This window comes from Candidatus Peregrinibacteria bacterium, from assembly GCA_016699145.1.
Classification (GTDB): Bacteria; Patescibacteriota; Gracilibacteria; order UBA1369; family 2-02-FULL-48-14.
This window is the reverse complement of the sequence record CP064962.1, coordinates 1,270,740-1,291,539: the sequence shown is the minus strand read 5'-3', so window position 1 is coordinate 1,291,539 and position 20,800 is coordinate 1,270,740. Positions and strand designations below refer to the sequence as shown.

Here is a 20,800-nt window from a genome sequence, read left to right as displayed (position 1 = left end):
TTTATCAATTTTCAAGAAAGAACACAAGTTTTTTGAGAAGGTCTTTAGCAGCTAACGATTTGCATAATCGAGCATGTTTGAGATTATTTTTGTTACTTCTGCACGAGTAATGAAATCTTGAGGAGCAAAAGTATTTTCGTTTTTCCCATCAATGATGTTGTTTTGATAAGCCCAGTCGATATAAGGAGCGTACCACGCGGATTGATCCACATCTGAAAAAGGCACTTCGGAAATTTCTCCACTTAAGGACAAAGCTGAAAGTACGATTTTCATGCATTCGGCTCGGTTGAGTGGTTGGTTGGGACGGAAGGTTCCATCGGCATATCCTTCTATTGCACCCATGGTTCGAGCTCCATTCACATAGTCACTGAACCAATCGTTGGGAGCCACATCTTCAAAAGTTTTCAATTCTGAAGCTAGGGTGATTTCGGCTGTGGGATCGCCAAAACTCATCCATGTGATTTGAGCCATTTCAGCTCGTGTGATGAATTCATCGGGATTAAAAAAGGGTTCACTTGAGTCCATTATGCTTCGCGCGCACAAGTCCAGAATGTAGGGCTCTGCCCAATGAGAAGAGATATCGGCGAAGTAGCAATATCGAAATTGAATGAGAGAGGTTTGCTCAAGTTCTTCGGGTTCATCCTCGGGTTCATCCTCGGGTTCATCTTCGGGCTCTTCTTCGGGTTCTTCTTCAGATGAATATAAAGTGATTTCATAAAGGGCTTGGACCGTGGCATTTGTGCTGCGATTGGTCGAATTTTCGGTGTGAGTAAGGTAGTCATCCTTTATGACAATGACGTCGTTTGTACCGCCGTCGTCCGCTAAGAGAGTTGCGCAATAGTAGGTGCCAGAATTTTCTGTGCAAGTCGTGCCTCCCACCGTTACAGTTGCTGCGGTGAGGCCGCCCCCCAATTCCGTCTGGCCGGTGACTTTGTGAGCATATTTTATTCCGCTTAAAGTCGTTGAAATTTGTGCATCTGTGTTGCTTATTCGTATGTCACTGCCGGTCAAATCCAGGGCCTCACTTACGTAACCATCCAAGGTAGCGGTTCCGGTTGGTTCCAAATTACTATTCGTGAGCAGTACGGGGCAGTACCATGAGCCTCCATTTAGGGTGCAGTTGTCTTGTCCACTGCTGTCTCCTGCAGTGAATGTGCTGATGCTTCCCGTGATGTTCGTGGATAGGACTTCTGTTGTGATGCTCGTAATTTTGTAGGCGAAGGCGTTGCTGGAAGTATACGTTGCCTGAGCGGTTGAATTCGTCGCACGATTGGTAGAGTTAGCGGTGTAAGTCACATAGCCATCTTTGGTCACAATTAGGTCACTGACTCCGCCATCTGAAGCCAGTGGTGTGGCGCAATAGTAAACTCCACTCGATTCGCTGCAGGACGTCCCTCCGACTGTTACTGTCGCAGTCGTTAAGCTTCCACTGAGTTCTGTCTGTCCCGTGACTTTATGAGCATATTTAACAGCTGCTATTGTAGTGCTGATTTGGGCATCGGTCCCTCCACTTCTTGTACCAGTTCCAGTGAGGTCTATGGCCTCTGAAACATAGCCATCTAAAGTGACTGTACCGGTTGGCTCTGCGTCGCTGTTGGCTAGAAGAACGGGGCAGTACCACGAGCCTCCGTTCAGTGTGCAGGTGCTCTGCCCTGTTCCATCTCCAACGGTCAGACTTATGGCGCTAGCTGTGATATTGGCAGAAAGAGCTTCTGTGCTTATTGTAGTGATTTTGTAACTGAATGGATTGGAAGAAGTATAGGTGGCTTGTACAGTTGCATTTGTTGTACGATTTGTAGAATTGGCGGTGTAAGTCACATAACCATCTTTAGTAACAACTACGTCACTGACTCCGCCGTCTGAAGCCAGTGGTGTGGCGCAATAGTAAACTCCACTCGATTCGCTGCAGGACGTCCCTCCGACTGTTACTGTCGCAGTCGTTAAGCTTCCATTCAGCTCCGTTTGACCGATGACTTTGTGAGCATATTTTATTCCAGCTAGAGTCGTTGAAATTTGTGCATCTGTGTTGCTTATTCGTATGTCACTGCCGGTCAAATCCAGGGCCTCACTTACGTAACCATCCAAGGTAGCGGTTCCGGTTGGTTCCAAATTACTATTCGTGAGCAGTACGGGGCAGTACCAGGAACCTCCATTCAGCGTGCAGCTGTCTTGTCCACTGCCGTCTCCTACGGTGAATGTGCCGATGCTTCCCGTGATGTTCGTGGATAGGACTTCTGTTGTGATGCTCGTAATTTTGTAGGCGAAGGCGTTGCTGGAAGTGTAGGTCGCTTGTGCCGTTGCGTTCGTTGCACGGTTGGTGGAATTGGCTAACTGAGTTACGTAACCGTCTTTCGTCACGATGACGTCATTGCTTCCGCCATCGCTAGCTAGAAGAGTAGCGCAGTAGTATGTGCCAGAACTTTCCGTACAGCTTGTTCCGCCCACCGTGACGGTTGCTCCCGTCAGGCTGCCTCCTAATTCCGTCTGCCCGGTGACTTTATGTGAGAATAAATTGCCGGAGGTGTAGGTGGCTTGAGCGGTTGCATTTGTTGCGCGATTTGTTGAATTCGTGGTGTAGGTCACGTAACCATCTTTCGTAATGATCACGTCGTTGCTTCCACCGTCACTGGCCAAAGGAGTTGCACAATAGTAAACTCCGCTGTTTTCTGCGCAGCTCGTTCCTCCAACTGTAACAGTTGCCCCTGTGATGCTTCCCCCAAGTTCCGTCTGCCCGGCCACTTTATGCGAGAATAAATTGCTGGATGTGTAGGTCGCTTGAGCGGTTGCATTTGTTGTGCGATTTGTTGAATTCGTGGTGTAGGTCACGTAGCCATCTTTCGTAATGATCACGTCGTTGGTCCCACCGTCACTGGCCAATATTGTCGCGCAATAGTAAACCCCACTGTTTTCCATGCAACTGGTTCCACCCACTGTTACGGTCGCTCCTGTGAGGCTAGCTCCCAATTCCGTTTGACCCGTGACTTTATGCGAGAATAAATTGCTGGACGTGTAGGTCGCTTGTGCCGTTGCGTTCGTTGCACGGTTGGTGGAGTTGGACAAATGTGTAACGTAACCATCTTTTGTGACGATGACATCATTACTTCCACCGTCGCTGGCCAAAGGAGTTGGACAATAGTAAACTCCGCTGTTTTCTACACAGCTCGTACCTCCAACTGTGACCGTGGCCCCTGTGATACTTCCCCCAAGTTCCGTTTGGCCGGTGACTTTGTGAGCATATTTTATTCCGCTTAAAGTCGTTGAAATTTGTGCATCTGTGTTGCTTATTCGTATGTCACTGCCGGTCAAATCCAGGGCCTCACTTACGTAACCATCCAAGGTAGCGGTTCCGCTTGGCTCAGCATTGCTGTTCGCTAGCAAAACAGGGCAATACCACGAACCTCCATTTAGGGTGCAATTGTCTTGTCCACTGTTGTCTCCTACGGTGAATGTGCTGACGCTTCCCGTGATGTTCGTGGAAAACACCTCCGTTGTGATGCTGGTGATTTTGTAAGCGAAGGCGTTGCTGGAAGTGTAGGTTGCTTGTGCTGTTGCATTCGTCGCACGGTTGGTGGAGCTGGACAAATGTGTGACGTAACCATCTTTTGTGACGATGACATCATTACTTCCACCGTCACTGGCAAGAGGCGTAGGGCAGTAATAAGTGCCCGCATTTTCTATGCAAGTGATTCCTCCTACGGTGACGGTCGCTCCTGTGAGGCTAGCTCCCAATTCCGTTTGACCCGTGACTTTGTGAGAAAAATTGAGAGCGACTGAATTGTTGTTTTCCGATCCAGAATTCCATATTAAATCTCCGCTTGCGGCTGTGGTTACATAAGCATCTTTAGACACATCCAACTGTGTGATTGCTTCGCCATTCGTCAAGCAACTTGCAGTCACTAGTGTCAATGAAAGGATTCGAATGGTTCCATTGTCCGTTAAATCTCCATCCAAGCCATCGGCCAAAGAAAGCGCTAAGCCGTTGCAATTGACGGTTACGCTGGTGCCCGTGAGAGGATTCCCCAATTGATCTGTGACCGTGATGATGAGGTCTCCGTTGGCGGCCAATGCTTTTGGCGTGTACGCAAAAAAAGCCGCCGAGAAAACGAGTAAGCAAAGTATAAAAATGGCTGTTCTATACATGAACTATCGAAAACAACCTTTGAAGTTTAACAGTGGATTTTCCTATTGAGAACTTTACAAAAGCCCCTTTCGTTTCCTATTTCTAAAGAGGGACAGACAGGTTTTTGATTTGTTTTTAAGTTCGTTTACCAATTTTACCCTTCATTTAATTCAAAAATATCTTGCTCATCGGATCCCAAACAAAGTGCTGAACCACTGCACTTGAATTCACTAAAATTTCTGCTGTCTTACCGTTGGCATCAATTTCGCACCAAACCTCAATGCTGCCTTGCAAAGTGAGATCTGAAATCCCATCGTTGTTCACATCTTCATACTTGGAACTCAATTGCCCATTTTTAAAAACCTCACTACAGATGGAATATCCATACTTTTCCGCGTTTTCTTCACTTGAATCATATTCGTGATGGATATCATAAGCGGGCAGGCTGAGGCGGCGTATCAAATTGTCTCCTTCAATTTCATATAAATAGAGATTTCCATTTCCCATATGAGTTTTTCCGTAGACTTCAATGAACGGATTAGCAAATCCTTCCAAATTCACAAATTCTGCACTTAAAATGGACTGCTCACTGGGTTTTTCACTCATGTTTAGCCAGTGAATTTCTTTATTTTCCATTTTTCCGACCTGTAATTCACTATTCCAGTCAGAATCTTGCTCATGAATTCTGATAAATAAATCTCCTTCTTCGTGGAAACGCTCTAAGCAATCTGTCTTTTGGCGAGGCTTGAAAATGGTTTCACACATCTCCGCAGAGGTGGCTTTTTTAGCAAAACCAGACATGCACATTCCAGGGAAAGGAGAGAAAATAGAAGTAGATTGGCAATACTTTGCATCCCCTTTTTCCACAGCTAAATCAATCGTACAGCCAAGCCAGTCATCATAAAATTCGTCTTCTTGAATAGTTCCACAGTTTTCGACGACAGTCCTTTGTATGGTGATTTTATTTGTGACTAACAGCCCAAAACCAATTAGCACTAGTGCTCCCAAAAACAATAAGATAATTCTATTTCGTTTTTTCATAAAGTCATGCTCGCACGAGCCAAAAGCATTTGCAAGAAAATGCTGCCGATTGTATCGAATGACAGTAGATGAAGCACTTACGACTCGATCAAGAGTTTGTTTACTTGGCATCACCGCTCGTTTCGTTTTCATGCCTGTATTTTGCTAGCTTCACACTCAAATAACAAGCGTCTGAACTTTTTGGTCACACTGTTCCTTCGATTTATTTTCTGGTCGTTTTTGTATTAAATATTCTTGAAAACCAAGATCGTACTATGGTTGACCTTCCTCGTTTTCAAGTCACCTTCTTTGAAACAGCAGATCATTTCTCGCTCAAGAAAAAAGATTTTGGAAAGTTCACGCCCCAAATCCCAGACTAGAGGAGTCATAGGGACTCCTGGTTCGTAGGTGTTTTCGGCTTCAACAAGCACGTAGGTACCTGGTTTCATCCGTCCTTTTATTTGCTGAAAAATCTCGTTGATGCCTTTGAGGTAATTTTCGTAGTTGCCTGATTCGTGGTAGTTGCTGAGCGGATTTTCTTCGTCAAAAGAACGCATGTACGGCGGAGAGGTGAAACACAGGTCAAATTGAGGTAGATCCATTTTATCAAGTTCGCGTGAATCTCCATGAATTACGTGTGAAGGCTCTTTAATTTGAGTTTGAACATGGTCGGCACGTTTTTCTTCATACTCCACTCCCACTCCAATGCGTCCTAATTCTTGCGCAGCCAGTAAAGTCGTGCCGAATCCTGCAAAAGGGTCGAAGACGGTATCTCCTGGCTTCGTTAATTTTTCGATGAAGTATTTGGGGAGCTCAATGGGGAATTGAACATTCGTCTGATCATCAACCTCAATTTGAGGAGATTCGTACGAAAGCTGAATCCAGGATTTATCAAAATTCATAAGGCGATTGTAGCAAACTTTCTCAACTTTTTGTACTTTCTGCACTTTTTTAGTTACACTGGTCCCTCGACTTATTTTTTAGTGGTTACTCGATTGAGAATAGTTTAGATAACTGGTATAATTAAGAGAAGAATTTAATGACTCATGAACGACACCGCAACAGAATCAATAACACAAAAAGAAAATCCTAAGTTCACCCAGCTTCTTGATGTTTTAAGATGGCAAGCCCAAGCTCTCAAATGTGAACTTGTTTCTTCAGATCCACCCGTTCTTGTAATCGACTTTGATCAAGAAGCTATTTGGGCGGTTTTACCCTATTTGGATGGAAGTTATAATACGCTCCCAGGTTCAAATGAACCTCTAATAAAATGGCGTGTAAAAAATTTATATTCTGCTGGGTTAATAGAAATTGAAGACTGCGCAGAATTGAGCCACGAAGGAGACAGTGTTTTGCTTGTCCCAAGGAAAGCTTATAAAGGAGACCACCGAATCCAAAGAAAGGATGCTGTGATACGAGAAAATGTAAGGCCTTACTTGGCCCCAGAAGCTACAAGTGAGCATCGATTCGCAGCTGAAGCCCTTTGTGGAGAGATCCCTTTTGTCACACCCGTATTAGCTGGCTTAAAACCAGTGGCATTTTATTCATGTGGACTTGATGTACCTCAAGAGGAGCTAGAGCCTCAGTTGCGAAAAATTATGGCAAAAGACCCTGATCATTTTTTTGTTAAAGAAATCAAAGACCCTTACCTAACGGAAGCAAAACAAATTTTTCTTTTTTACAATCCCGTCACTGTTCGCAACTGCCTTCGTAAGCATGCTTCTCTTTTTGCTTCATTTGGATTCACAGAAGAATCTCCGCCTGAACAAGTTGTAAACTTTTTCGTAGAGCAAACAAGCCCTGAACTTGAGAGAGAGGATGCAAATCGCATGCATGCTCTGGGTTTACTACTTGGCTACGACGAGAAAAGTTCTAGAGACTTTGCAATTCAAGCTTTATTTTCCAAAAGAGAGGGCGAAAGTTTTTCACAAAAGTTAGGACAAGTTCTACGTGACTTACGGACGCTTTTGGGCCATATTGCAGATGGATTCATCTTATCCTACTTTGCTTCTACGTATACCAAGAGTCTACCTCTCTGGGGTGTGAATTATCATGTCTCCGATGCCAATCGCAATGCTGATTTTAATGACTTATATGAGTCTTACGAAAGCCTGCGCCGATGGATTGAGAGGGAACTTTCAAAAGGTCAAAAACCGTCTGAAGTTTTCGATTCTCTCCCCCTTTATTCTAGTAGTGATGAAACAAAGAAGAGTGTGGCGAAGGCTATTATCTAGCAAACTTTTCGTACTTTTTGTAATTTTTTTGGTGGGCCTAATGCCATTAATATTGCACTTTTTTTGGAGGCACTTCAACTTCACCCTCTGCCTAGGGAGCTGGCATCGATTTGTAGAACCATTGCCACGACGCGGCGCGAAAGAAACCTAACGCACTACAACGATTATGCGTTATACTAGAGGAAACTTCCCCGCTACCCCATGTCGCAGAAACCTATCGACGTTCAAGCAAAATTTGGAAGGCTCCAGCCCAACCGGAAGAAGAAGGGCGTCACAGTCGGGCACACGCTGTTCAGCGTCGTCCAGGCCGCCTCTCGCGTCGACACCACGGATCCACTCAATGCTAAGAACGCCGAGGGCTTTACAGATATAAGTGGCCGCTGGGTGAAGTTCACAGAGGAGTAAAACAGTATAGCTTGGGTGGGATTGATCTCTAGCGGGAGTCTAGTCCAAAGGTGTGCTATGCGTGGACATAGACCTGAACTTCGTGTATATGTGCGAAGACTGCTTCGGATTGAAACGGAGTGGCCTCTCCCCTAAAAACATTTACGGAATGGATGTCATACTTCAAATCTTGAACGTTCTCGGATACGTGAGCACCGCCATCGTCATCGTGACAGTGATCTACAGGGCAGTGCTGTGGTGCAAGGGCGTTAAGCCAGCATTTATAAGATTCGGCAACGCTATGGGTAAGCGTAAGATTTCTATTTTTGCCAGTCACGCAAACATTGGGAGCCTCAAAAGTTTGTTGGTTGACACGACCTTGATTAAAGAAAAAAACATCATAGAAATTACTCATCCAGGTGATATTGGGAGGGGCCAAGGAAGCACACTCTATGTAGTCGACTTTAGGGATTGGCAAGCAGCAGACTTCCAACGCATTCTAGACCAACAGAGAGACAAGGACGCCTTAGTTGTATATGCCCCCACGGAAGGTGGACAACGTATACCGGATGCCATGTGGGATGCGATCAATAGAAAAAGGAATGTAACGGTCACCAATATGCGAGGGAGGCTATTAAATGACGTAATCGTATCCATGATCACCACGAGTTATGAATGAAGTTGATTTAGAAGCGACTGTATCATCATTTATACATGCCTCCTGCACTCCTCTCGAAGAAGACCGCGATGTCATAGAGGCTGAATATAAACGGTTAAAATCAATGCTCGAGGGACGTACTTTTAAGAGTGGGTCTTACGCTAGGTTCACTTCGACAAAGCCTGTGAACGACTTGGACGTGATCTGGGTAATGCCGGAGACGCTGAAAAAAGCTCTCCTTGCGGAACAGATCTCCGTGAACAATGTCCTAGAAGATTTGGCTGATAACCTTCGTGACGAGTACAGAAAGTTGAGTGAGCCCGTCGAAATCAGCGCGCAGTCGCATTCGATAGTAATAGAGTTTCCTGAAAGAGAGGGTGATTTTTCAATCGATGTGGTACCCGCACGGGAGCTTCCCGAAAGAAATGAATTTGATGAACCCTTTTACGAAATCCCAGAGGTAGGGCTTATGAGTAGACGCAAACGGGAAAAGTTTTATGCTGAAATGCCCGCCGACAAGGTCATGGTTTGGATCAAAACAGATCCCAAGGGCTACCGAGAGGCCGCTAAAATAACAAATTCTCGTTCTAAGGTATTTCGGAAAGCGACGAAGTTATTAAAAAAATGGGCTCGAGCCTATAAAAGTTCTGAAAAGTTTGGCGGAGTGGAGTTCAAACTAAAGTCTTTTCACATTGAGCAAATCGTAAAAGAGCTTGTGGATAGGAATCCAAGTTTCAACATTACAACTACGATCAAGACAGCGCTCATACACATAGAAGATTACCTCCGTGAGCCCTATTTCTTAGACCGCGCACAAACAGCGGAGCACGGAATACGACACACCGATGAGTACGTAACGGACCTAACGCCAGAAGAGAAAAGCGTGATTAAGATCGGAGCGATGAGTGGTCTTGTTCTGTTAAATGCAATAAAGCCAGAGTCATCTTCAGACGAGGTCTTGAATTTGCTGAATCGATTTATAGCCGGCGAAGAGATGATCGAGGCCTATTCTCTTCACATTGATGCAAATACAATCAGAGACAAAAGCAAGTTTAGGATCGACGGTAAGGTAGAACCGAAAGATGGTTTCGCAGGAGGGTGGTTGTCAGAGTCTCTTCCACTACAGAAAGGCCTTACCCGTGGCAAGGACAAAAGAAAGATCTCATTTGAGGTACGCACGGGTTACAGCAAAGAAAGGTACACGCTCTACTGGAAAGTCAGGAACACGGGCGAACAGGCTTTAGCGGCTCATTCCCTTCGCGGTGAAATCACAAGAGGACATACAAGGAACAATCCAGAAACAACGGAATACCTGGGGAGTCACTTCGTAACCTGCTATTTAGTAGATGAAACGAATATGAGGGTAGCAGCCATGGACACCCTAACAGTGAAGATCATTTAGATTGGTGCGATTGAAATATTCTACTGAATGAGGTACTGTTTTCGCGTACCCCATATATCGTTTTGCACGAAGGCCCACTTTGCCCATGAGCGCGATAGCGCGTAGCCATGGGTAGGTTGGGTCCGCTATCGCAGGTCTTCGTGACCGACGGTATGTGGGGTACGCCCGCCTACCCTCTTTGCGCATAACCCCTTCCCTCATGGAAACGTACAAAATCGGCCTCTCCGGCGTCCTCGGCAAGCTAACGCTAGACGACACCTATTTAGAATTTAGGAGCTTCCTAGGTGCCGTTCTGTTCCGTGTCCCGAGGAGCGAAGTGAAGACGGTGAGTGTTGTTAAGAGCACCTTTACAAAATCGTTCATTAAAGTCATGGGGGCCGGTGCAGAACTTGGGTCCGCGGAACTCCCGACCGCTTACGCATATAAAGTTCAAGACTGGATCACAAGCAGCATCAAAAATCTGTAGACTTTGCGCGTAGAGGATTCTATTGTCGAAGCTCTAAATTTTTTATGCAGTTCATAAAGGAGGGCACCATTCTCATAGAGTACAATGAGGGTTTTATAGATCGGCTACCAGACTTCCATGAAGTTACGGCAATTGAGCAGTTGATCGATGGGCTGGAGTGGATTAATCAAGAGTTCTTAGAGGATGCTGCTCGCTACACTGATGCTGACGAAGCGCTGCAGGACAACGCATTCTTCGTAAGGAATACAACAAGAACTCTCGCTTATGCTAATCAGGTAGGCCTATTGGAAGGGTTGATTAAAAAAAGTTATATGCAACTTGTCACACGGTTACGTTTCTATGTGGACCCGGATATTGCAGAAGATGAAAATAGATTAGACTTACAGAGAATTGGCCAACAAAGAACAAGAGACTTTCGTGATAAAGTCGCGGCACACTTAGCTTACGTCGACCCTATTAAAGATGGTCATAAGTGGAAAACTCCCGATAACCTTTCTACACAAATCACTTCCCTAATGGCATTGCTAAATCCTGGTTGTACGGGGAATGACCCTAAGATGTTTTGCCTCGCTGCATCAGCCGTTGTTGTGGGTGGCGAACTGCCTTCAAACTCTATCCCCTCGCTCAACATTTATGTAACGCATAATTTTTTAAGAAATCATTACGAAAAGTGGGGGCGAATGTTCGATGATTTGCTGAAAGAGGCGAAAAAGAAACTCCCGATTGAGAATACAAAGTTTAAGGTTTACTTACCGAACTAAAGCTATAGAGTCTTTGTAGCGACCATCGTTGTGGCATACTAAAAAATGGATACCGGAGCCAATTTTTCCATATGAAAATTGCTATTTTTCAGATACAATTTACAGGTATGGTAACGACTATTCCAAGTTGTAGGCGGTGCAAGAAATTAAAGTCGCTTTGCAAGTGCGGCCGACCTCTTTTTGATGGCAAGAATGAGAAGCTGGTGCTCTCGAAACTCGACGAAGCATTCGCACACTGCCTTAGTGATAAAGACGCCGCGCTCTATGCTGGAATTTCACCCTCCGCCTACTATCGGCTCATTGAAAAACAGCCGGAGATTCGAGAGCGGAAAGAGCGCTTACGCCTTGAAGTTAACATGGCCCTCCGTAAAGTAGTGATCGAGCACGCAAAAAAAGACCCGCAAATGGCCTTAAAGCTGCTCGAACGTATGCAGCCTCTAGAATTCGCGCCTACGGCAGTAAGACCTCCGCCAGCCCCGGAAATAAAGGACCCCCGCCCGTTGTCCGAACAGGCCAAGGAACAACTAATGAGATTCAACCCTCACCCCGAAACATGGAGAACGACGCAATAGAAATTCGAGCTAAGCGCTACTGCATTTATATCCGTAAATCTACGGATGACCCTAAAAAACAGGTGCGCTCAATTGAGGACCAACTCGCCGAGTGCTTGGAGATTGCCCAACGCATGGATATCAATGTTGCGAAGGAGGACATAATCGAAGACAGTCGGTCGGCTCGGTACTCCGGCAACAGACCTAAATTTGATGAACTCATAAAAAAGATCCGTCGGCGAGAGGTGGACGGCTTGATTGCATGGCATCCTGATCGCCTGGCGCGGAATATGAAAGAGGCCGGGGAAATCATTGATCTGCTCGATTGCAAGCTGTTAGTAGACCTACGGTTTGCGTCTCATTCTTTTGTTAACGATTACAACGGGAAAATGGGGTTGGGCATTGCCTTTGTACTCGCCAAGCAATACAGCGACAAGCTAGGAGCCGACGTGAGCCGTGGCCTAGATCGCGCCCTTGACCTCGGTAGGTCCGCTGGGCAATTCAAACCCGGCTATACGCGCAACGAATTGACCGGACTTTATGAGCCGGATGAGACGCCCTCCGGTTACGGGCCTAACCTTTTTGAGTTGGTACAAAGCGCATGGGAGATGCGGCTCAATGGGAAATCTCTTCTTGAAATCACCGATCACTTAAACGCAAACGGTTACCGTCGAATCATTAAAAAGGGTGAGAAGGCAAAGGGTAATGCAGCCCAAACGATGACCAATCAGAAGTTATCAAATATGTTCCGGGATCGGTTCTATTTCGGTTTCTTAGAACAAGGCGGCCGTGAGATTGACCTAACACAAATCTACGACTTCATACCTATGATCGAGGAGGGCGAGTGGCTTTTGGTACAAGGCATGGGCAATAGCGTTGAGAAACGCGCCCATGTGCATGACATTCCCTTCCGAGGCTTAGTGGTTTGCGCCGGCTGCAAGATGCCGATGACAAGCGGTATCAGCAAAGGGAACAGTGGTTACTATCTAAGGTTCTGGTGCCAAAACAAAAAGAAGCTCGGCTGCGAGAACACTGGCACCATTCGTGCAAAGACGATCATCGATGCGGCTGCGGCCGTGTTCGACCAATTCAGCACTCTAGGCGAAGAGGATTACGACGCCTATGTAGAAGCCTATAAGGAGGCACGGCGAGAAAAAACCGCTCTGATGGCGAGGGAGCTTCCGGCATTGAAGCGCAAGCTACAAGAGCATGAGGACACCCTGGATGGACTCATAGCCGAGGTCCTTCCCCGTAGGAAGCAATTGGATCAACATGAGGAGAAAGTGTACCTCGACACTCGTAAGAGGCTTGAGAACCTCATCGCCTCCTGCAAGTCGCGCGTTCAGGACATGGAGGCATCGATGAGCGACCAGCCCTTGGACTACAAAAATTTATTGAACCTCCTAAAAACCCTTTCTCTTAGCCTAAAATTCGCTACACCCGCGGTAAAAGACCAGATTTTGAGAAATTCCATATTGCACCTTTTGGTGAAGGGCAAGGAGGTCACTTCTATAAGGTTAAAAGAACCCTTTGCGTCTGCGTGCAAGAGTCCGATTATCCATAATGGTGGGCCCGGCTGGACTTGAACCAGCGACCAAGAAGTTATGAGCCTCCTGCTCTAACCACTGAGCTACGGGCCCGACATGTAAAAGGACAGGGAGCTCGGTTAGTTTAATTTGAAAACAAAGCTAAGGCAACGCCTACTGACCTTTTTTACTTTTACTTTTTACTGGAAATTTCCTTGCTCGAGAGGATCAAGGTCCAGAAGCAAGGGTTTGAGTTTCTCATTTAGGACCTGGAGCCACCAAGCTGCGCTCTCAGAATCTTCACTACCCAATAGTTTTTGGAGAATGTCATTGACCGCACACCTCACTTTTTCAGACACGTTTTCCAGGGGTTTTTCACCACGTCTTAACATCGCGAGCAATTCCTCTGCTGGGGTAACCCTTCTTTCTTTTGAAGAATGAACACCTGGCTTATTCGCAAATGGCCCGTTTTGTCTTATTCCCATATATATAAACTTATTTAGAGTTGAGTAAAGCATGTTCTGTTGTATTTTTCAAGAGGAAAGATGGTTGCTTCCTAGGGCTTTAACCTGTAATCTGTTGGCACAATGCTTCTCGACATTCAAAATCTGTTCATTTCGGCGCCGGATAAGGAAATCGTGCATGGGCTTTCGCTTCAGATAAAGGCGGGAGAAGTGCATGCAATAATGGGACCGAATGGGTCTGGGAAAAGCACTTTGTCGGCCACTTTGATGGGGCATCCTAAGTACAAAGTGACAAAAGGAAAAGTGAAATTAAATGACAAGGACCTTCTGAAAATGGATCCGAGTGCACGAGCGGCGGCAGGCCTTTTTTTGGCTTTTCAATATCCTAAAGAAATTCCGGGGGTGAATTTGGTTTCTTTTTTGCGGGCTTCCTACAATGCCGTGAATAAAGCACGAAATAAAAAATTTAAGCCGGTGCCTCTTTACAACTTTAAAAAATTGCTCCAAGAAAAAATGGACTTGGTGGGCTTGGGGCGCGCCTTTATGAATCGAAACGTGAATGAAGGGTTTTCGGGCGGTGAAAAAAAGAAGGCAGAAATTCTGCAAATGGCATTATTGGAACCGAAATTGGCGATATTGGATGAGACGGACAGTGGCCTCGACATCGATGCGCTGCGAACGATTTGTGAAGCGATTTTATCGGCAAAAAAACCGGAGCAAAGTTTGCTCATGGTCACGCATTATGAACGCATGCTCAAGGATTTGAAGCCAGACCACGTACACATCATGATGGATGGGAAAATCGTGCTGAGCGGGGGCAAGGAATTGGCTGCAAAACTCGAAGAAGAAGGGTATGATTATGTGCGCAAGATTCTTAATGAAAAGAATCCCCTAAAAATTGTGAAATGACGGCATTGGATTATTTACAAGATCTCGACCGCAGCGTCTTTGATGGTCACAATGCACAGGGCTATGCGAAGAATGCTCAAAAGGGCCTGAGTGAGGCACTGATTCGACGTATTTCAAAGGACAAAAATGAGCCTACGTGGATGCTGGAACATCGTTTGAAATCACTTAAAAAATGGCATGAACTGAAGTTGCCGACGTTTGGTGTGGACCTTTCGGGCGTGAATTTTGATGAGATCATTTATTATGCGGCGCCCAACGACATGAAAGGTTACGCGACGAAATGGGAAGATGTTCCGGATGATATTAAAAAAACTTTTGAACGGCTTGGAATTCCGGAAGCGGAGCGGAAAGTATTGGCGGGAACGGGGGCACAATATGACAGCGTGAATGCCTATCACAAATTGAAAGAGGAATGGGAAAAACTGGGCGTGATTTTTGAGGACATGGACATTGCGCTGCAAAAATATCCCGATTTGGTGAAGCAGTATTTTATGAAACTCGTTCCGTCTCACGATCACAAATTTGCGGCGCTGCACGGTGCGGTGTGGAGTGGAGGAACTTTTTTATACATTCCAAAAGGCGTGAAAGTGACGGCGCCGCTGCAGGCTTATTTTCGCATGAATGCCAAAAGCATGGGGCAGTTCGAGCACACGCTCATCATCATTGAAGAAGGCGCTGAAGGACATTACATTGAAGGGTGCAGTGCGCCGAAATATGGCAGCACTTCCCTACATGCCGGCTGTGTGGAAATTTTTGTGAAGGCGGGTGCAAAATTCCGCTATTCCAGCGTGGAAAATTGGTCCCAAGACACTTACAATTTGAACACCAAACGCGCGGTGGTGGATGAAGATGGAATCATGGAATGGGTGGGTGGCAATTTGGGCAGCGGACGAACCATGCTTTACCCTTGCTCCATTTTGAAAGGACGTGGCTCACGAGCTGACCACTTGGGAGTTGCCTTTGCGAATGCTGGGCAGGTGCAAGACACCGGAGCGAAAGTCATTCATATTGCTCCAGATACCAGCTCCACGGTGCTGACCAAAAGCATTTCTAAAGGGGGTGGACGCAACGTGTACCGTGGACTTTTGCAGGTCAACAAAGGGGCCACCGGAACCAAATCTCAAGTGCGTTGCGACAGTTTGATTTTAGATGAAAAATCCATCAGCGACACTTATCCCGTCATGCGTATTAATGAAGATGACGTGTCGATTGGTCATGAAGCGAGCACTGGAAAAATCAGCGAGGAACAACTTTTTTATTTGCAAAGTCGCGGGCTCAGCGAAGATGAAGCGCTCGCGATGATTGTGAATGGTTTCATAGATCCCATTGTGAAAGAATTGCCGCTCGAATATGCCGTGGAAATGAACCGTCTCATTGAAATGGAAATGGAAAAAGCTATTGCTTAATTTATGGAAAAAATTCTCAAAAATCACGACATTTTTCAAATTCCCTCTGATGGAAAAATCCACTTAGTGGTGGATGAAGGCGCTGAAGTTTGGGTAGAGGAATTCTGTGCCCGGGCACAAGCCCAAAGAACTATTTCAGTAGACATAAAACCTGGCGCTTTGCTCCGTTGGATGAGCTGTTCCCCTTCCCGCGATCAAAAAAACTTTACCCTTCAAGAAAGTGCTCGTCTTGAATACTTTCATCACGTACTTGGTGAGAGTGAAGATAGAACCGAAATTATTTTGGAAGGGAATGAAAGCAGTGCCATGAGTCAGACGATTTTCTTTGGCCAAAATAGCGATACACAAAACCTGCGTGTGGACCATGTTCATCGTGGGAAAAACACTCGATCCCGCATGATTTCTCGCGGTGCGGTGAAAGATAGCGCCTATGGTCATTTTTTTGGAAACATTCGAATGGAGCCAGGTTGCAGCGGCGCAGATGCCACGCTTGAAGAGCACAATTTGTTGCTCAGCAAGGGCTCTAAAATTGAGGCAGTGCCGGGGCTTGAAATTCAGCACAATGAAGTGCAGGCTTCTCACTCCGCCACGCTTGAAAAAGTAGATGAAGAAAAATTATTTTACTTGCAAAGCCGTGGACTCAGTTTCAAAGAGGGTCTAGAACTTTTGGTGGAAGGATTTTTTTGGGACGCTTTGCAGAAATGCCCCAACCTTGCTTTTTCGGAACGAATCTTTAAAGATATACTCAAATGTCTATCGAAATAAAAAAGCGTTTCCCTATTTTTCAAAATCATCCACGTTTGGTGTATTTAGACAGTGCCTCCACCACGCAACGTCTGGATGATTCACTGCTTGCTGAGCAGGAATATTACTTGGAATACAATGCGAACGTACATCGAGGACTCTATCCCTTGGCGGAAGAAGCCACGACCCGTTACGAAAATGTGCGTAGCATTGCCCGAAGATTTTTGAACGTGGGGAAAAATGGAGAAGTTATTTTCACACGCGGCACTACGGAGGCTTTGAACATTGTAGCGCTGTGTTGGGGACGAAAGTTTTTAAAGAAAGGTGATGAAATTGTTTTGAGCATTTTGGAGCATCATTCCAACCTGGTACCTTGGCAGATGATTGCGAAGGAAGTGGGTGCAAAATTGAAGTTCTGTCCTATTCTTTCAACAGGTGCTTTGGACTACAAAGCTCTTGAAAAACTCGTGAGCAAGAAAACTAAAATCATCAGCATCACAGGACTTTCCAACACGCTTGGAACCGTGCATGATTTGTCTATTGTGGGGCGCCTTGCTCGAAAAGTGGGCGCTAAATTTTGTGTGGATGCGGCTCAACTCGTTGCTCATTTCCCCATTGATGTACAAAAATTAGATGTGGATTTTTTGGTTTTTTCCAGCCATAAAATTTATGGACCCACCGGAGCTGGTGTGCTCTACGCCAAGCGGGAAATTTTGGAAGAGATGGACCCATGGCTCGGCGGCGGAGACATGATTCGGGAAGTGCATGAAGAATTTTCCACATGGAACGATTTACCTTGGAAATTTGAAGCCGGCACGCCGAGCGTGGCCCAAGTTTTGGGCATGGGAGCTGCCATGGAATTCATGATGAAGCTTGGTAAAAATACACTCATGAAACATGATCGTGAAATGCAAGAATATAGTTTCAAAAAACTCAACGAACTGCCCTACATCACTGTTTATGGCCCTAAAAGTTTTGACCAACACCGCGGCTCTATTTCCTTCACCATGAAGGGTGTGCATCCTCACGACGTTGCTGCCATTTTAGGGGAAGAAAATATTTGTGTGCGAGCCGGTCACCACTGCACCATGCCGCTGATGAAAACGCTGTGTGTGGTTTCCACCGTACGAGTGAGTTTTGGAATTTACAATACGACAAAAGACGTAGAGGCTTTAGTGAAAGGGCTTAAAAAGGTAGCGAAGGTTTTTAAGCTAATTTGAGGCAACCCTTCTTTTTCTGCTAGACTGAGGCCATGGACTTGTATGCAGAACAAATCATCGATCTTGCAAAGAATCCGCTGAATCGTGGAGAAATGGAAGCTGCCACTCTGACGAGCAGTGGCGTCAACACGACCTGTGGCGATCACGTGCGTTTGTATTTAAAAATGGAGGACAGGAAAGTGATGGATGCATCGTGGGAAGGAGATGGCTGCGCGATCAGTATTGCGACTGCCTCGGTTTTGACTGAAGAAATCAAAGGCAAAAAATGGACAGATTCAAAAGAGCTGACGAAGCAGGATTTGTACGAATGGTTGGGCATTGATAATCTGGGGCCGGCGCGTGTGAAGTGTTTGACCCTTAGCCTGGAGACTCTGCACAATGCTTTGATTGATCTTTGATTGGAATTTAAGAGGATGAACCCTCTAGCAAAGGATTGTACATCATTAAAGCCTCGTTCGAAGTGATGAATTCCTCTCCTTTTTCTTCATGAGAGGCTTTGTCAAAGACCTTTCTATAAATGCTGTTGCGACGCACGTAGCCTCCCCACCATTCATGGTCTATTTTGTGATCTTTTTCAAAAACTTCATACTCTTCATTGAGAGCTTTTTCACTGCGCCATTCCCCCACGAGATGAGTTTCGGTGAGGGTTAAATGCAATTGAAAGCACTCCTTGGTTGGGTTTCCAATTTGAAGATCAATATTCGGATACGCACAGGTTGCTCCACTGCCAAAAGGTTGCTTACGCTGAACATCGGGGAAGACATCGTAGCTGTGGCGCCAACGTTCCAGCACCGTCAAAGGGGTGTGCAGCGTCATCCAATAGAGAAGATTGGAGAGTTGGCAGAGGCCTCCCCCTATTCCGGAGCGAACGGTTCCATTGTGCAGCAGCATTCCCTTTACATAACCTTTTTTACGAGTGGGATTTCCAATTTGCCGCCAGTAAGAAAAGCGTTGACCGGGTTCTAGAACAAGACCATCCAAGTTTTTAAGAGCGATTTTTAGATTTGTAATCTTATTTTCTTGCATGGAAATATCCACTCCCTTCAAAGGACGCCGGAGTGGAGTTTGATGTTTGAAAATCAGTTCTGGCAAAAGGTGCTTTTCCTGTCGGGCAGCGAAAGAAATGCCTGAACAATGCCACTGCCATTTTCGTTTGATCGTATAGTGCAGTATTCCGTAGAGACGTCGTAAGTATGATCGTTTTTTGGGTTTCTGCATGGCACTGATCTTACTGCTGTTTCAAAAAAAGAGGAAGCACTCTGGCCTTTTTTTAGGAGGGCCTCTAGACTGTCGCCATGCTTAAAGATCTTTTTAAAGATTATTATCGGGAGCTGCTTGGAACTGAGGAAGCTGAACAATTTTTTAGTTCGATTGAAGTGGGTCGCAGTGAAAAAAAAGAAGAAAGCGCACGAAGCATTCGAGTGAACACGCTCCGCATTTCAAAAAACACGCTCAGAAAATGGTTTGAATCTCAGGGCTATGCGGTCAACGACTCTCCGTATTCCAACGAGGGGCTTGAGCTGAAAGGCAGCGGACAAGAATGGGCCCTTAAACTTCCCTACCACGCCGGTTTCACCTATCCGCAAGATGCCGCATCCATGTTTGCGGTGGAAGTTTTGAATCCTCAACCCGATGAAGTCGTTTTGGATTTGACTGCAGCTCCAGGTGGGAAAAGCACCCACATTGCGCAGCGACTCGGCAATGCGGGAGTACTTGTGGCCAATGATTTAGACACACGGCGCATCAAGGCCTTGCAGTCGAATTTGAGTCGGTTGGGCATCAGCAATGCTTATGTGACTCGTTTGACTCCGGGACGTTTGGCCGAAGTTTATCCTGAAAGCTTTGATCGTATTTTGCTTGATCCGTCGTGTAGCGGTGAGGGTCTTTTTGTGACGAGCGAGGGTCAGCCGGAATATTGGAATAAAAAAGCGTTGAAGCATTTTTCTGGCCTTCAGTTTGGTCTTCTTCGTGATGCGTTTCGCATGCTCAAACCTGGTGGGCGGCTCCTCTACTCGACTTGCACGCTCAATACTGTTGAAAATGATGGCGTGGTGGAAGATTTTTTAGAAAAAACACCAGAGGCCAAGATCGATGAAAGTGTGTTAAAAGAGTTGAAGGCGCGAAAAATTAAGATCCCGGAACAAATTGCCGGCCTTAAAGGGATACGCTTTTGGCCACATAAAACCCATACCAAGGGCTTCTTTTGTATTGCACTCACTAAAACTGCTCCTCAACATTTTTCCGTCCCCAATGCTAAAGAAGGGCGATGGAACCGACGTGAGAAAAAACCTTTTAAGAAAAATATCCCTCACCCCAAAAAGCCCGAACTCAAAGTGCTTAAAGCGCATGAACGTGCTCACTACGATCACTTTTTAGAAGACCAATTTGGAATTTCTTCTCAAACACTCCGTCAACAATTCGATTGGGTTCCGCTGGAACACCACCTGTATTTGATCAGTAACAGTCTCACTGCATTTGCTCCACCTCCAGGTTTTTCTTTGAGCTTGCCTGTACTTAAAACTTATGGGAAGGATCGCTCCGACGCCGAGCAAGATATGAAACCGAGTCATGAAGGCGCTGTTGCTTTGGGCCTCATTGCCAATAAGCACCTGGTAGCATTGACTAAGGAACAATTGGAAGCTTCCATGAAAAATCAAACGGTTTCTTTTGAAGATTTGGACAAGGGAATGTACTTAGCCGTGTATGAACAGGAAAAGCTCCGCTTCCCCATTGGGCTCCTTAAAATCGGCTCTAAACGCACAGAATTGTTGGTGCCAAAGATGGCTTAAATAATCACGAAAGAAAAACCAAATGGTTTTTACCCACGGAGCACTTCGCCTCTCGTGTGCTCTCCTTTCCTAACTATCGTTGTTCGTTGTCAGACTTTCGCGATGGCTCGCTTTTTTTAAGTCGGGGCCTACGAGACCCATCTTAA

Annotated in this window: 19 protein-coding genes and 1 tRNA gene; 14 read left to right on the top strand and 6 right to left on the bottom strand. The window is 45.8% G+C overall.

Annotated features, from left to right (window positions below; translation table 11 throughout):
- Positions 1-51: 51 nt before the first annotated feature.
- The 3 genes from IPG41_07025 to IPG41_07015 form a co-directional block, all read right to left on the bottom strand.
- Complete coding sequence (locus IPG41_07025) at positions 52-4,140, bottom strand: S-layer homology domain-containing protein (protein QQR54899.1); 4,089 nt, start codon at positions 4,138-4,140, stop codon at positions 52-54.
- Between the two features lie 145 nt (positions 4,141-4,285).
- Positions 4,286-5,293 (bottom strand): hypothetical protein, encoded by a 1,008-nt coding sequence (locus IPG41_07020; protein QQR54898.1) that lies wholly within the window; start codon positions 5,291-5,293, stop codon positions 4,286-4,288.
- A 92-nt stretch (positions 5,294-5,385) separates the two neighbouring features.
- Positions 5,386-6,042 (bottom strand): DNA methylase, encoded by a 657-nt coding sequence (locus IPG41_07015; protein ID QQR54897.1) that lies wholly within the window; start codon positions 6,040-6,042, stop codon positions 5,386-5,388.
- Positions 6,043-6,186: 144 nt separating this feature from the next.
- Between IPG41_07015 and IPG41_07010 the strand changes: the two genes are divergently transcribed.
- The 8 genes from IPG41_07010 (at position 6,187) to IPG41_06975 (ending at position 13,182) form a co-directional block, all read left to right on the top strand.
- The gene (locus IPG41_07010) at positions 6,187-7,374 is read left to right on the top strand and encodes a hypothetical protein (protein QQR54896.1); all 1,188 of its coding nucleotides are present in this window, start codon (positions 6,187-6,189) and stop codon (positions 7,372-7,374) included.
- Between the two features lie 201 nt (positions 7,375-7,575).
- Positions 7,576-7,779: a hypothetical protein gene (locus IPG41_07005; GenBank protein QQR54895.1), complete on the top strand. Its 204-nt coding sequence runs from the start codon at positions 7,576-7,578 to the stop codon at positions 7,777-7,779.
- 88 nt (positions 7,780-7,867) lie between these two features.
- Positions 7,868-8,437, top strand: a complete 570-nt coding sequence (locus IPG41_07000) for a hypothetical protein (protein ID QQR54894.1) — start codon at positions 7,868-7,870, stop codon at positions 8,435-8,437.
- Positions 8,430-9,818: a nucleotidyltransferase gene (locus IPG41_06995; protein QQR54893.1), complete on the top strand. Its 1,389-nt coding sequence runs from the start codon at positions 8,430-8,432 to the stop codon at positions 9,816-9,818. Before IPG41_07000 ends, IPG41_06995 begins: the two co-directional genes overlap by 8 nt.
- A 199-nt stretch (positions 9,819-10,017) precedes the next feature.
- Positions 10,018-10,284, top strand: a complete 267-nt coding sequence (locus tag IPG41_06990; protein QQR54892.1) for a hypothetical protein — start codon at positions 10,018-10,020, stop codon at positions 10,282-10,284.
- A gap of 44 nt (positions 10,285-10,328) precedes the next feature.
- The gene (locus IPG41_06985) at positions 10,329-11,045 is read left to right on the top strand and encodes a hypothetical protein (protein QQR54891.1); all 717 of its coding nucleotides are present in this window, start codon (positions 10,329-10,331) and stop codon (positions 11,043-11,045) included.
- A 71-nt stretch (positions 11,046-11,116) separates the two neighbouring features.
- Complete coding sequence (locus tag IPG41_06980; GenBank protein QQR54890.1) at positions 11,117-11,617, top strand: hypothetical protein; 501 nt, start codon at positions 11,117-11,119, stop codon at positions 11,615-11,617.
- Positions 11,599-13,182, top strand: coding sequence for a recombinase family protein (locus IPG41_06975; GenBank protein QQR54889.1), 1,584 nt, complete (start codon positions 11,599-11,601; stop codon positions 13,180-13,182). Before IPG41_06980 ends, IPG41_06975 begins: the two co-directional genes overlap by 19 nt.
- Here the strand turns inward: IPG41_06975 and IPG41_06970 are convergent.
- Positions 13,161-13,236 (bottom strand) — tRNA-Ile (locus IPG41_06970). The genes IPG41_06975 and IPG41_06970 overlap by 22 nt on opposite strands.
- A gap of 86 nt (positions 13,237-13,322) precedes the next feature.
- On the bottom strand, positions 13,323-13,640 hold the full coding sequence (locus tag IPG41_06965) for a hypothetical protein (protein ID QQR54888.1): 318 nt from the start codon (positions 13,638-13,640) through the stop codon (positions 13,323-13,325).
- Positions 13,641-13,709: 69 nt separating this feature from the next.
- Between IPG41_06965 and sufC the strand changes: the two genes are divergently transcribed.
- Genes sufC through IPG41_06940 form a run of 5 tightly spaced genes read left to right on the top strand, consistent with a single transcriptional unit; the run spans position 13,710 to position 18,263 of the window.
- The gene (sufC, locus tag IPG41_06960) at positions 13,710-14,495 is read left to right on the top strand and encodes a Fe-S cluster assembly ATPase SufC (protein ID QQR54887.1); all 786 of its coding nucleotides are present in this window, start codon (positions 13,710-13,712) and stop codon (positions 14,493-14,495) included.
- Positions 14,492-15,901, top strand: a complete 1,410-nt coding sequence (gene sufB, locus IPG41_06955; GenBank protein QQR54886.1) for a Fe-S cluster assembly protein SufB — start codon at positions 14,492-14,494, stop codon at positions 15,899-15,901. Before sufC ends, sufB begins: the two co-directional genes overlap by 4 nt.
- Positions 15,902-15,904: 3 nt before the next feature.
- Positions 15,905-16,666 (top strand): SufD family Fe-S cluster assembly protein, encoded by a 762-nt coding sequence (locus tag IPG41_06950; GenBank protein QQR54885.1) that lies wholly within the window; start codon positions 15,905-15,907, stop codon positions 16,664-16,666.
- Positions 16,651-17,865: a SufS family cysteine desulfurase gene (sufS, locus tag IPG41_06945; protein ID QQR54884.1), complete on the top strand. Its 1,215-nt coding sequence runs from the start codon at positions 16,651-16,653 to the stop codon at positions 17,863-17,865. The genes IPG41_06950 and sufS overlap by 16 nt, the downstream gene beginning before the upstream one ends.
- A 32-nt stretch (positions 17,866-17,897) precedes the next feature.
- A complete protein-coding gene (locus IPG41_06940) occupies positions 17,898-18,263 on the top strand; it encodes an iron-sulfur cluster assembly scaffold protein (GenBank protein QQR54883.1) in 366 nt (121 codons plus the stop codon).
- A gap of 7 nt (positions 18,264-18,270) precedes the next feature.
- Here IPG41_06940 and IPG41_06935 read toward each other — a convergent pair whose 3' ends face one another.
- Complete coding sequence (locus IPG41_06935) at positions 18,271-19,092, bottom strand: VanW family protein (protein ID QQR55670.1); 822 nt, start codon at positions 19,090-19,092, stop codon at positions 18,271-18,273.
- Positions 19,093-19,160: 68 nt separating this feature from the next.
- Between IPG41_06935 and IPG41_06930 the strand changes: the two genes are divergently transcribed.
- Positions 19,161-20,654: an RsmB/NOP family class I SAM-dependent RNA methyltransferase gene (locus IPG41_06930; GenBank protein ID QQR54882.1), complete on the top strand. Its 1,494-nt coding sequence runs from the start codon at positions 19,161-19,163 to the stop codon at positions 20,652-20,654.
- The last annotated feature ends 146 nt before the right edge of the window (positions 20,655-20,800 follow it).